The organism is Isoptericola sp. NPDC057559, from assembly GCF_042801555.1.
Lineage (GTDB): Bacteria > Actinomycetota > Actinomycetes > Actinomycetales > Cellulomonadaceae > Isoptericola.
Genome location: NZ_JBHVFQ010000004.1, coordinates 38,378 through 50,826 on the forward strand (window position 1 = coordinate 38,378; position 12,449 = coordinate 50,826).

At 73.1% G+C, this 12,449-nt stretch carries 11 protein-coding genes; 1 reads left to right on the top strand and 10 read right to left on the bottom strand.

Features of this window, described 5'->3' with window-relative positions; genetic code table 11:
• Nucleotides 1-62 precede the first annotated feature (62 nt).
• From ACFU5J_RS06285 to ACFU5J_RS06325, 9 genes are all read right to left on the bottom strand, one after another.
• A complete protein-coding gene (locus tag ACFU5J_RS06285; protein ID WP_430578145.1) occupies nt 63-1,934 on the bottom strand; it encodes a glycosyl hydrolase family 28-related protein in 1,872 nt (623 codons plus the stop codon).
• Nucleotides 1,935-2,054: 120 nt separating this feature from the next.
• A complete protein-coding gene (locus ACFU5J_RS06290; protein ID WP_430578146.1) occupies nt 2,055-2,909 on the bottom strand; it encodes a sugar phosphate isomerase/epimerase family protein in 855 nt (284 codons plus the stop codon).
• Nucleotides 2,906-3,823 carry a hypothetical protein gene (locus tag ACFU5J_RS06295; RefSeq protein WP_430578147.1) on the bottom strand — a complete coding sequence of 306 codons (918 nt, stop codon included), beginning with the start codon at nt 3,821-3,823 and terminating at the stop codon, nt 2,906-2,908. The genes ACFU5J_RS06290 and ACFU5J_RS06295 overlap by 4 nt, the downstream gene beginning before the upstream one ends.
• Nucleotides 3,820-5,112 carry an ROK family protein gene (locus ACFU5J_RS06300; RefSeq protein ID WP_430575416.1) on the bottom strand — a complete coding sequence of 431 codons (1,293 nt, stop codon included), beginning with the start codon at nt 5,110-5,112 and terminating at the stop codon, nt 3,820-3,822. The genes ACFU5J_RS06295 and ACFU5J_RS06300 overlap by 4 nt, the downstream gene beginning before the upstream one ends.
• Nucleotides 5,109-6,377 (bottom strand): enolase C-terminal domain-like protein, encoded by a 1,269-nt coding sequence (locus tag ACFU5J_RS06305; protein WP_430575417.1) that lies wholly within the window; start codon nt 6,375-6,377, stop codon nt 5,109-5,111. The genes ACFU5J_RS06300 and ACFU5J_RS06305 overlap by 4 nt, the downstream gene beginning before the upstream one ends.
• A gap of 8 nt (nt 6,378-6,385) precedes the next feature.
• Nucleotides 6,386-7,309, bottom strand: coding sequence for an NAD-dependent epimerase/dehydratase family protein (locus ACFU5J_RS06310; RefSeq protein ID WP_430578148.1), 924 nt, complete (start codon nt 7,307-7,309; stop codon nt 6,386-6,388).
• Complete coding sequence (locus ACFU5J_RS06315) at nt 7,306-8,295, bottom strand: carbohydrate ABC transporter permease (RefSeq protein WP_430575419.1); 990 nt, start codon at nt 8,293-8,295, stop codon at nt 7,306-7,308. The genes ACFU5J_RS06310 and ACFU5J_RS06315 overlap by 4 nt, the downstream gene beginning before the upstream one ends.
• Nucleotides 8,292-9,230, bottom strand: a complete 939-nt coding sequence (locus ACFU5J_RS06320) for a carbohydrate ABC transporter permease (protein WP_430575420.1) — start codon at nt 9,228-9,230, stop codon at nt 8,292-8,294. Before ACFU5J_RS06320 ends, ACFU5J_RS06315 begins: the two co-directional genes overlap by 4 nt.
• Before the next feature lie 66 nt (nt 9,231-9,296).
• Nucleotides 9,297-10,682 (bottom strand): extracellular solute-binding protein, encoded by a 1,386-nt coding sequence (locus tag ACFU5J_RS06325; RefSeq protein ID WP_430578149.1) that lies wholly within the window; start codon nt 10,680-10,682, stop codon nt 9,297-9,299.
• A 122-nt stretch (nt 10,683-10,804) separates the two neighbouring features.
• Between ACFU5J_RS06325 and ACFU5J_RS06330 the strand changes: the two genes are divergently transcribed.
• Nucleotides 10,805-11,989, top strand: coding sequence for a Gfo/Idh/MocA family protein (locus tag ACFU5J_RS06330; RefSeq protein ID WP_430578150.1), 1,185 nt, complete (start codon nt 10,805-10,807; stop codon nt 11,987-11,989).
• 39 nt (nt 11,990-12,028) lie between these two features.
• Here ACFU5J_RS06330 and ACFU5J_RS06335 read toward each other — a convergent pair whose 3' ends face one another.
• Nucleotides 12,029-12,430, bottom strand: a complete 402-nt coding sequence (locus ACFU5J_RS06335) for a DivIVA domain-containing protein (RefSeq protein ID WP_430578151.1) — start codon at nt 12,428-12,430, stop codon at nt 12,029-12,031.
• Nucleotides 12,431-12,449: the final 19 nt, after the last annotated feature.

The window sequence follows — 12,449 nt, forward strand, 5'->3', positions numbered from 1 at the left end:
CGGGGGCGGCGGGTGCGGGGGGCGCTGCACGCGCCGCCGGCCCCGGTGGTCGTGGGGGCGGCCTAGCCCTGCCAGGAGTTGTGCGCCTGGACCACCGCGAACGTCTCCGGGGAGTCGTTGCGTACGGCGACCTGGCCGGCACGGAGCCCGTCGAGCCGGTTGCGGGTGATCCGCGCGTCCCCGGCGACCTCGCTCCGCACGGTGACACCGTCGCCCGCGGGCCCTTCGATGGCGTTCCCGCGCAGGGTCAGGTGGTGGCGGTGGCGGTCGACGACGACCCCCGGCCCGAGCGAGCCCCGGAGCACGTTGTCGGTCATCGTGACCGTGCTCCGGGCGTCGGGGAACAGCGACCCCGGTCCGGGCGAGCCGATCTGTACCCCGCCCCGGGCGCCGTTCCACCCGCCCCCGCCGACCAGGACGTTGTGGTGGACGTGCACCGACTCCAGCGGGTTGCCGGTGTCGCCGTAGATCCCGATCTCCATCGCGTTGTTCGACGACACGCTGTCGACGAGGTTGTGGGCGACCTCGAGGTCGCTGCCGCCCGCGACCCGGATGCCGTTGGCCCACCAGACGGCGACGGCGGTGTTGTGGACGATCCGCACGCCCGTCACCTGAGGGCTCGTGCCCGCCGTCCCGGCGTCGGAGTACACGGCGAAGCCGTCGTCCCCGGTGCCGCGCGCGAAGTTGTTGCGGACGGTGATGTCGGCGCCGCGCTTGTTCGGGTTCGACTCGTTGCTGTTGTTGACGTTGAAGCCGTCGCCGTAGCTGTCGGCGGTGCGGCAGTCCTGGATGGTCGCGTGGCTGCCCGAGAGCCAGTTGGCCTCGCCGTGCCGTGTCCACACCCGCTCGACGAGCCAGCCCTCCGCACCCTCGGCGTTGATCGAGTAGTCGGCGCCCCCGCCCTCGAGCGGCTTGAAGACGGCGTTGGAGTCGATCTGCAGGTCGGTGAGGACCGTGCCCGAGCCCACGACGACCTTGGACCGCCACTTCGCCGGGGTCGGCAGCGGGACGGCACGGTAGATCGTGGAGTGCCACATCCCGGCTCCGCGGACGGTCACCCCCGTGAGGTCGAGGGGAGTGGGGGCGAGGCTGTTGATCTTGTACGTGCCCGGGGGGATCCAGACCGGGCGGCCCTGGGCGCGGGCGTCGTCCACGGCGGCCTGGATGGCGACCGTCGAGTCGACACCGAAGTCCGGGTCGGCGCCGTAGTCCACGACCGACAGCGCGTCCGCGGGCCGGCGGCGGGGCCCGGCCACGGCTTCCAGGTCGAGGCAGTCGAGGTGGTAGGCGTCCGCCGTGCTGTCGGCGTCCTTCCGCAGGGTGACGGTGCTGCCGGGGGCGATCGGCGCCCCCTCCACCCAGAACGGGAACTCGTTGTAGAAGTGCAGCGGGGGCCACCCGGTCCGCGGGTCCTTGGACTTGGCGGTCGTGACGGGGTCGCGATAGATCCACGCCTGCGCGGAGCTCAGGGTGAGCGACTGCCGGAACGTGCCGTCCACGTACAGGTTGAGCGTCGCGGTGATGCCGCCGCCCGTGGGGGCGTCGGGGATCGAGGCCCGCAGCACGAGCGTGTTGGCGCGGATCCCCGTGGTGTTCGTGACGGTGACGGAGTCGCCCTCGTCCCGCAGCTCGACGAGGGCGTAGCCCGATGCCTCGAGCTCCAGGGTGGCGGCCTTGCCGACCGTCGCGCCCGGCGCGAGGTCGCGCACGCGGGCGTTCCCTCCGAGCCGCCCGGTCTCCGCGCCGATCGTGGTGAACGGGGTCCTGGCACCCGCCCGCGGCGGGTGGGCGGGCGCTGCCGCGGGGGTCGCGGCCGTCGCCGGCGCGCCGAGGAGCGCCAGGCCGGCGGTGGCCGCCATCCCGCCGAGGACGGCACGGCGACCCACGGCGCTCGGGGGGCTTCCGTGCTGGGGTCGTGCGTGGTCGTTCGTCATCCGAATCTCCCTTGATCGTCGTGACAGGTGGCCAGGCAGAGAAACAAAAACCCTAGGTGTTACTAATCTGGCCAGCGTCGTGCCCGCCCGACGGTGCGCCCGGGGACGGTGGCGCAGGGCTCAGAACAGGTCGCCGTACCCCATCGCGACGAGGTTGTCGTGGGAGGTGCGCAGGCACTCCAGCGCCGTGCGGCCGTAGAACTCGTCCTGCTCGACGAGCAGGTACTCGGCGCCGATGTCCAGGCTGGTGTCGACGATCGACGGGAAGTCGAGGTTGCCCTCGCCCACCTCGGCGAACTGCACGACCTGCCTCAGCTCGTCCTGCCACGGCCCCTGGTCGCCGGCGTCCAGCGCCTCGAACGCGGCGGGGGAGAGGTGCCCGATCCGGTAGTCCTTGAGGTGCACCATCGCCACGCGCCCCGCGTACCGGCGCAGGGTGCGCACCGGGTCCAGCCCGCCGCGCTGCACCCAGTGGACGTCGATCTCGAAGCCCACCAGCGGCGAGCGCTCGGCGACGACGTCGAGCAGGTGGCGCCCGTCGTACCGCGCGAGGTCGACGTGGTGGTTGTGGTAGTAGAGCCGGATGCCGTGCTCGGCCAGCTCCGCGGCCACGTCGTTGCACCGGTCGGCGAACTCCTCGACCCGTGCCGTCGACGCCATCGCCGCGGCGGGGAGCATGCCGATGCGGATCATGCCGGCGCCGAGCGTCCGCGCGTCGGCCACGAACGCGTCGAGGTCGCTGGTCAGGGAGGGCGTGCCCGGCGGGGCCGTGAGGCCGCCCGAGAGGGAGGCGATCTCGACGCCGAGGTCGTCGCGGACCTTCGCGAGCTCGGCGACGTTCTGCGGGCTCATCTCGACCGCGGAGATCTCCGCGGCGCGGTAGCCGATGTCGCGGACCTCGCGGACGGTCTCGTAGATGCCGTGCCGCGCGAACTCGTCGCGCAGCATCATGGTCTGGACGCCGATCGTGGTCACCGGGGCTCCTTCGCCTCGTGGTGGGGGTGGGTCGGGGGTGTCGGGCCGGGACGCCGCACGGTCGCGGCGATCTCGAACCGGGCGGTCATGGTCTCGCCGCCCGCGAGGACGAGCGGCCCGAGCGCCTCGCCCTCGACGTCGTAGGGGCGGCACGCGGGCTCGAGCGCGACGGCGTCGACCGTGCCGTACCAGGGGAAGCCGGCCGTCGCGCGGTGCTCCTGCCACAGGTGCAGGTAGGGGAACAGGTCGGGGTCCCAGCGGACCACGACGACGATCCCTGCCGCGTCGTTGCGCAGCTCGGCGTCCCCCCGCCCCCGGGCGCGCAGCGACCGGAAGCCGCCGGCCGGCTCGGAGCCCAGCGGGAACGCGGCCTCGACGGGCTCGCCGCCCAGCGACACGGTGGAGCCGGGGCCCGCGAGCGCGCCGCCGAACGTGGGGTGCTCGGTCCAGGTGAAGGCGACCGTCCGCGGCGAGTGGTTGACGACCTGCTGCACCGCCTCCACCCCGGCCGGGGTGGCGCGCACCGTGCGCCGCAGCGTCAGCGGGACGGTGCGCAGCACGACCTCGAGGGTGCAGGAGCACGCGTCCTGGTCCACCACCCGCCAGCGCCGCCAGGCGGCCTCCCCGTGGAACGGGTGCTCGACCCCGTCGACGGTGCGGGCGTCGCCGGCGTGCGGCACGAGCGTGTGCCAGCCGCCCGCGTAGCGGCGGTGCCACTCCTCGTTCGAGCTCGACGACGGGTACGCGCCCGACCAGTCCTCGTCCTCCCAGGGCAGCCGCAGCAGCAGCTCGGTGCCGGTGGGCGTGTGCTCCAGGGACGCGACCCGCGCCCCGGTCGGGTCGACCTCGACGGCATGCTCGCCGCCGGGGGAGCGCAGCCGCAGGCGTCCCCCGGTCCCGGCGGCCGCCGTCACGAGATCGAGTACTGCCGCGTGCGCCGCACGGAGGGGGCGAACGAGGCGTGGAAGATCGTCGACGCGGCGCCCACGGCGCCCGCCTCGTCCTGGACGAGGGAGCGTTCGACGACGACGTGCCGGGCGTGGTGCGCCGTCGGGAGGCTGTTCACCGCGCGGTCGATCGTGTCCACGAGGACCTGCTGCAGCTCGGGCGCGAAGGCGGGCCCGCCGACCACGAGCAGGGGTAGGTCGAGGAGGTCGATGAGTGCCACGGCGCCGAGCGCGATGACGTCCGCGATCTGCTGCGCGGCCGCGACGGCGGCCGCGTCCCCCGCGCCGACGGCCGCGCACATCTCCCGGAACGTGCGGGCCGGGCCGTCGTACCCGAGCTCGCGCGCGATCTCGGGCAGCGCGACGGTCGGGTTGCACTCGCGCACGAGCTGCGGCCCGCCGGCCCCGTCGACGAGGCCGAGGCGGACGGCGCACAGCTGGCCGAACTCGCCGGCGTTCGCGCTCCCGCCCCGGTAGGTCTCGCCGTTGAGGACGAGCCCGGAGCCCATGCCGGTGCCGACGTACAGGTAGACGAAGTCGCCCGCGCGCTCGGTGCGGCCGATCCACCGCTCCCCGACGGCCGCCGCGGCGCCGTCCTTCTCGAGGACCACGGGGCAGCCGAGCCGCTCGGCGAGCATGCCGCGCAGCGGCACGTTGCGCCAGGCCTGCGACAGCGGGAGGTCCAGGAGCTGGCCGTCCATGGTGATCGGCCCGGGCGCGGCGACGCCCACGCCGAGGAACGTCGTGGGGTCGATCCGGGAGCCGGTCACGACGGCGTCGACCGCGTCCGCGACGATCTCCACGAGGGCCTCCGGCGCGACCTCGGCGTCGAGCGGCACCGTGCGCCGCTCGAGCACCGCGCCGTCCAGGTCGGTCAGCACGACCGACACCAGCTCCGGGTCGACGAGCACGCCGGCGGCGTGCGCGGCCTCGGCCCGCAGCCGCACCGGGGTGCGCGGCTTGCCCAGGCGCTCGGTGCGCTCCGCCGCGCCCTCGGCCAGCAGCCCGCGCTCCAGGAGGCCGCGCAGGATGCGGGACACGGACTGCTGCGTGAGCCCGGTCTGCTCCGCGATCTCCGTGCGCGAGATCGTGCCCGCGATCCGGATGGTCTCGATGATGGTGGCCTCGTTGAACGACCCGAGGTCGTACTGGTTGGCACCGGGCTGGCTCCGGTCGCCCCACGGCCTGGGGCGGCGCGAGGCGTACGGCCGGGCCTCGCCCTGCCGGTGCCTCGGGGTGTCGGTCAGCTCGGTCACGGCGCCTCCAACGCTCCGTCGGGTCGGCGGACCCCCGCGGCCCAGGCGTCGTGCCCGGAGAGCTCCGCAGGAAAGCGGGCCGCCGCGTCCTCGTCGATGTCGATCCCCCAGCCCGGCGCCTCGTTCGGGAACAGCCATCCGTCCTGGATCCGCAGCGTCCCGGGGAAGACCTCGTGGGTCGCCTCATTGTAGAGGTGGCCCTCCTGGATGCCGAAGGCCGCGGAGGTCACGTCGAGGGCCACGTTGGCGGCCGCGCCGATCGGCGACGTGTCGCCGGGACCGTGCCACGCGGTCCTCACCCCGCACAGCTCGGCGAGGTCCGCGAGCTTGCGGGCCGGGGTCAGCCCGCCGATGTCCGAGACGTGCGAGCGGATGAAGTCGACGCCGCCGTCGCGCACGAGCCGCACCGCGTCGGTGAGGGAGGTCGTGAGCTCGCCGACCGCGAGCGGCACGGGGCTGGCGGCCCGGACCTCGGGCAGCCGGTCCCAGTGCTCCGGGGGCAGCACGTCCTCGAGGAAGTAGGGCCGGTACGGCTCGACGGCGCGTGCCAGCCAGACGGCGTCCTTCGGGGTGAGGCGCGAGTGCACGTCGTGCAGCAGCTCGACCCGGTCGGGCAGGGCGCCGCGCACCGCCTCGAACAGGGCCGGGACCCGCCGCAGGTAGTCCCGGGCGCTCCACCCGTTCGGGTACGGGGCGTCCGGGTACTCGGTCGGCACGGCGGGCGCGCCGTACCCGCCGCCGCCCGGCGTCGAGAGCTGGATGCGCACGTGCCGCCACCCCGCCTCGACGAAGCCCTGCGCCTGCTCGACGACCTCTTCCGACGTACGGCCGGCGGCGTGGATGTACGTGTCGGCGGCGGCGCGCACCTTGCCGCCCAGCAGCTCGTGCACCGGCATGCCCGCCCGCTTGCCGGCGATGTCCCACAGGGCCTGGTCCACGCCGGAGATGGCGTTGTTCGTCACCGGCCCGCCGCGCCAGTAGCCCGAGTACGCGGCGAGGCGGGTGAGGTCCCCGATGTCGCCCGGGTACCGGCCCACGAGCAGCCGCGCCAGGTGCTCGTCGACGAACGTGCGCACCGCCTTCCAACGCTGCGTGAAGGTGGCGCACCCCAGGCCGTACAGGCCGGGCACGTCGGTGTCGATGCGCACCACGACCAGGGCGGTGCCCTCGGGGGCGGTCGTGATAGCGCGCACGGACGTGATCCGGACGTCCTCCCGCGGGGGCCAGGGGTTGGCGAACGTGTCGAACGGCGTATCGAGGGGCATGGCGGCGATCAGTGCTCCTTGCTGGGCGAGGTGTGGGGCGAGACGGCGGGGCGGAGCCGGGCGGGCAGGTCGAGCGTCGGGACGTCGATCTCGTGCTCCGCACGGAAGCCGATGAGCTCGCGCGCGGGGGTGAGGTCGATCGGAACCTCGCGCCCGACGAGCCGGCGGGTCCGGGGGACCTGGGGCGCGAAGGCGTCGAGCAGGTCCTCGGTCCGGTACGGGGCGAGCGTGCGGTCCGCCGCGAGGAAGAACGCGTGCGCCCCGGTGGTGGGCGCGGTGAGGGACAGCTCGACCGCCCGCGCGGCGTCCTCGGTGGTGAGGTACGACCAGCCCTCGAGCAGGCCGCCACGCGGGTCGTCGGTCAGCTGCCGCGACTGGGCGAGCAGCGCCTCCGCGGAGTTCACGTGCGGGAAGCGCAGCGTGACGACGTCGATGCCCCAGTGCCGCCACGCCATCCGGGCGGTGCTCTCGTCCTGGTGCTTGGACAGCGAGTACCAGTCGGCGATGTCGACGGGGAGGTGGGTGTCGTACGGGACGTACGCCGGCCACACCTCGTGCACGTTCTGCGGCAGCCCGCACGCGTTGATGCTGCCGGCGACGACGGCCCGGGAGATGCCGAGGGCTCCCGCCTGGGCGAGCACGTTGAACGTGGAGACCACGTTCGTCGCGTAGACGTCGTAGGGCGGGGCGATGTCCCGGTGCGCGAGGGCGGCGAGGTGCACCACTGTGTCCACGCCGTCGAGCGCGGCTGCGACGTCGTCCTGCGACGTGGTGTCGCCGACCAGCACCCGGTCCGCCTCGAGCGACGGCGAGTCGTCGATGGACAGGGCGGTCACCCACGCCCCGGCGGCGCGCAGCCGCCGGGTGACGACGCTGCCGATCCGCCCCGACGCCCCGGTGACGAGGATCTTGCTGCCTTCGACCGTGCTCATCCCTTGATCCCTCCAGCCGTACCGACCCCGCGCAGGAACTGCTTCTGGAAGATCACGAACAGCACGACGGGGATGATGATCGTGAGGAAGACGGCCGCCATCTGCACGGACAGGGGCGCCGTCCCGGCGGCCAGCTTCGGCAGCATCACCGACACCGGCTGCAGGTCCGGGTTGGACAGCACCAGCATGGGCCAGAGGAACTCCTTCCACGCGCCCACGACCGACAGCAGCGCGACGACGCCGATGATGGGGCGGGACAACGGCAGGATCACCATGGACAGGATCCGCAACGGGCCCGCGCCGTCGATCTTGGCGGCCTCCAGGAACTCCCGGGGGATCGAGTCGAAGAAGCGCTTCAGCACGATGACGTTGAAGGCGCTCGCGGCCGACGGGAGCCACACGGCCCAGAACGTGTCCTGGAGCCGGATGTGCAGCAGCGGCATGTCGAGCACGGTGAGGTACAGCGGCACGAGCGAGATGACGCCGGGCAGGAACAGCGTGGCAAGGATCGCGCCGGTGAGCCAGGGGCCCCACTTCGGGCGCAGCACGCTGAGCAGGAACGCGGCCGCCACGCTGACGACGAGCGTCGCGATCGTCGAGCCCACCGCGAGGATCACGGTGTTGCCGAGGGACTGCCCGATCTGGGCGCCCTTCCACGCGAGCGCGAGGTTGCCCCACTCGTTCGGGGTGAACCAGATCCCCATCGGGTCGGAGACGATGTCCTGGCTGCTGGAGACGGACGCCTTCGCCGACCACAGCAGGGGGCCGAGGCAGGCGACGATCAGCCCGACCAGCAGCACGCCCTGGACGAGGGTGAGCCAGAACCGCACGCTGGGGCGCTTGCGGTCGCCGGAGGAGATGAGGCCGCGGGTCTTGGGCTCCTCGGGCGCGCGCCTCCGGCGGCGGGGGGAGCGGGCCGGCGCGGTGCCCGCGGGCGCAGGCCCGGGCACGGTGGTCGTGGCCCGCGAGGTGTCGACGACGCTCATGACTGGCTCCACCTCTTGGTCGCGTAGTAGTAGACGACGGAGAGCAGGCCGAGGAAGGCCGCCAGGAGCACGCTCAGGGCCGTCGCGGCGCCGAAGTCGCCGTTGACGAAGGCGTAGTTGTAGATCTTCAGCAGGATGGTCTGGGTGGCGTTGTTGGGCCCGCCGCCGGTGAACAGGAACGGCTCCGTGAAGATCTGGAAGGTGCCGATGAGCTGCAGGAGCAGCATCACGAGGATGACGCCGCGCAGCTGGGGGATCGTGATGTGCCAGACGCGGCGCCAGATCCCGGCGCCGTCGATCTCGGCGGCCTCGTAGAGCTCGGTCTGCACGGTGGCCAGCGCGGCGATGTAGATGATCGCCGTCGAGCCGGCGCCCGCCCAGGTGGCGTAGAGCACGATCGAGGGCATCGCCATGGCCTCGGAGTTCAGCCACGGGAACGGGCCCAGCCCGATCCACCCGAGCATGGTGTTGAACATGCCGTCGGACGACGGGTCGAAGAAGAACTTCCACAGCAGGATCGCGGCCACGGGCGGCACGATGGCGGGCAGGTACGCCAGCGCGTTGTACAGGCCGTCGTGCTTGCGCAGCTCGTTGATCATCACGGCGAGGAAGATCGGGATCGGGAAGCCGATCACCATGGCGAGCAGCGCGAAGTAGGCCGTGTTGAGGGCGGCCTGCGCCAGCCCGGGGTCGGACAGCACGTACGTGAAGTTGCTCAGCCCGACCCACTGGGCGGGGGCGATGAGGTTGGTCTTCTGCAGGCTCAGCACCAGGCCCTGGACGACGGGGCCCCAGCTGAAGTAGGCGAAGACGAGGACGACGGGGACGGCGAACAGCACGGCGTGCAGCCCGCCGCCCCGGTACCAGCGGGTGATGCCGGATCGTGGCCGCACGCGCGGCACGGCGCCGGCCGGCGCCGCGAGGGTCTTGGACAAGGCGATGCCTCCCTTCGGGTGGACCGGCCGGGCGTGGTGCGACGCGCCCGGCCGGTCGACGCTCGGCTAGCGCGCGGCCTGGGCGATGATGCCGTCGACGGCCTTGTTCGCCTCGGCGATCGTGGCGTCGATGTCGGCGTTCTTGTCGGTGAGCACCTTCTGCACGACCGGGTCGAGGGCGGCGTACGTCTGCTGGGTGCCGGTGGGCGGCTCGGGCACGAGCTCGAGGCCCGAGTCCGTGTAGCCCGAGAAGTTGTCGAGCGGCACGTTGATGTACGGCTCGATCCAGCCGAGGTACCGGTCGTAGACCTCCTGGGACACGGGCGGCAGGCCGGGAAGGCCGACCGGCTTGTCGTCGGCCGCGTTGGTCTTCGCGTCCTCGACGGCGACGTCCTCGTCGTAGTACTTGTCGAAGTCGTAGAACTTGACCCACTTGGCGGCGGCCAGCAGCTGGTCGGGCGTGGCCTTGACGTTGAACAGCTTGAGCGAACCGCCGGTGAGGGTGCCGTGGTCGCCGCCGGTCTGCGGCAGCGCCGTGATGCCGAAGGCCTCGGGGTCGAAGCCGTAGGTCTTCACGACGGTGTCGTAGGCGTCCGGCGCCTGGAGGACCATGCCGATCTTCCCGGCGGCGAACGCCTGGCGGACCGACTCCTGGTCGTAGAGGAACTCCTGACCCATCGAGTCGTCCTCCCACCGCATGTCGTGCAGCGCCTGGAGCGAGTCCGCGGTGGCCTGGCCCATCGTGGCCTTCGTGCCGCCGACGTCCTGGACCTCGCCGCCCTTGCTGTAGGTCATGGTGGTGAGCATCCAGCCGCCCGTGTTGTTGGTCGTCATCTGGGCGTAGCCGGCGACCCCGGGCACCTTCTCGGCGATGGCCCGGGCGTCCTCGCGCACCTCGTCCCAGTCGGCCGGCGGCTTGTCGGGATCGAGGCCCGCCTGCTCGAAGACGTCGCGGTTGTAGGCCAGGCCCACCGAGAACAGGCCGGTCGGGATCGTGTAGATGTGCCCCTCGTCGTCCTTGACCTTGTCGAGCGCGAGCGGGTTGAGGTCGTCGATCATGTCGAGCTCTTCGAGGTACGGGGTCATGTCGGGCAGCTGCCCGTCCTGGATGAGCTCGTGGCTGTAGGTGAGGGACACGCCCATGACGGTGGGCAGCGTGCCCCCGGCGAGCTTGGCCTGGAAGGTCTGGGCGTCCCACACCTCCGTGGAGGGCTCGATGGTGATGTTCGGGTTCTCGGCCTCGAACTCGTCGATCCGCTTCTGGAAGGCGGCCCGCTCCTCGGGCTTGTCCGCCGTGGGCTGGTCGCCCACGGAGATCGTGACGTCCGCCTCGGGGTCGAGCGCTGCGTCCTGGCCCCCGGCGGTCCCTCCGCCGTTGGAGCAGGCCGTCAGCGCGACGAGCGCTCCGGTCGTTCCGACTGCGACGGCGAGCCGCAGCGACAGTTTCCTCATTGAAACTCCTCGGGTCAGGGCTCGGGGGTGGGTCCGAGCCGGCCGTCGTGACATTAAAACCATGAGTGTTACTTAGTCAAGACCCTGTTCACCGCACCGGATCGTTGCTTACGATCGCCGGCATGACCACGAGCAACAGCACCGGCGCACCGCTGCGCCTCGCCATCGTCGGGTGCGGCGTCATCGGGCGCCTGCACGCGGAGGTCGCCGCCGCGAACCCCGACCTCGACGTCGTCGCCCTCGTCGACCCGCACGCCGCCCGCGCCGGGGCGGTGTCGGAGCAGCTCGTCGCGGCGGGCCGCCCGGCGCCGGCGGTGCACGCCCGCCTCGGGGAGGCGCTCGCGGCCGGAGGCGTCGACGTCGTGAGCGTCTGCACGCCGAGCGGGGAGCACGCCGACCTCGCGCGCGAGGCGCTGGAGGCCGGGGCGCACGTGGTCGTCGAGAAGCCGCTCGACGTCGCGATCGAGCCGGCGCGCAGGCTCCGGGACGCCGCGGCCGCGCGCCCGGACCAGGTCGTGGCCGTGATCTCCCAGCACCGCCACGACGCGTCGGCGCTAGCCGTCCGCCGCGCGCTCGACGAGGGCCGCCTCGGTCGCGTGACCTCCGCCGTCGCGAACGTCGACTGGTACCGCACGCAGGAGTACTACGACTCCGGCGCGTGGCGCGGGACGTGGGCGCTCGACGGCGGCGGCGCGCTCATGAACCAGGGCGTGCACACCCTCGACCTGCTCCTGTGGTACCTGGGCGAGCCGGTCGAGGTCGTCGCCTACACCGCGCGCCTCGGCCACGAACGGATCGAGGTGGAGGACGTCGCCGTCGCGATCCTCCGGTTCGCGTCGGGCGCCCTCGCGACGCTCCACGCGTCCACGACGGTGTACCCCGACCTCGGGGTGCGGCTGCAGGTGCACGGCACCGACGGGTCGGCGGTCGTCGAGGCCGACGAGCTCACCTACTTCCACGCCCGCGACGCCGAGGGCGGCGCCTGGTCGGCGAACCAGCTCGACCAGGGTGCCGGTGGCGGGCCCGCGGGATCCGCGCGCGGCGCGCTCGATCCGCGGGAGTCGCACGTGGCGCAGTACGGCAGCTCGCACGGCGCCCAGTGGGCCGACGTCGTCGCCGCGATCCGGGAGCGCCGCGCGCCCTGGGTGACCCTCGACGACGGGCTGCGCGCGCTCGCCACCGTGCGCGCCGTGTACCTGTCCGCGACGCTCGGCGAGGCCGTGCGCGTCGCCGACGTCGTCGAGGGACGCTACGACGGCGTCGCCACCCGCACCGGTGAGCCCGAGCACGCCGGGGCGCGCGCCTGACCGCCCGTGCGGGGGCGCGCCTGACGCGGCGCGGAGCGGTCAGCCGCGCCGCCGCCGCGTGAACCAGTCGAGGAGGCCGCCGGTGCCGGCCGGGAGCGTCGGGCTGGGGAGCGTGGTGCCGGAGGAGGGCGCGCGACGCGGCTCGGGCCCGCCGGCCACGACGCCCGGGGCGGCGTCGGCCGCCGCCGTCTCCCCGGCGGACGCGACGCGCTCCTTGATCTCGTCGAGGTAGTCGTCGACCTCGGTCATGTCGTACCCCTCACGGAAGGTCGTGGAGGCGAACCGTGCGCCGTCGACGAGGGCGGCGACGTCGGTGCCGCCCTCGACGGCGCGCACGACCTGGTCGAGGAAGTCGTCCACGTCCGACGGGTCGTACCCCTCGCGGAGCCTGGTGGTGGCGAACCGCTTGGCCAGGATCTCTACCGCGAGGCTCGTTCTCATGGGAGGAGGATGTCATCTC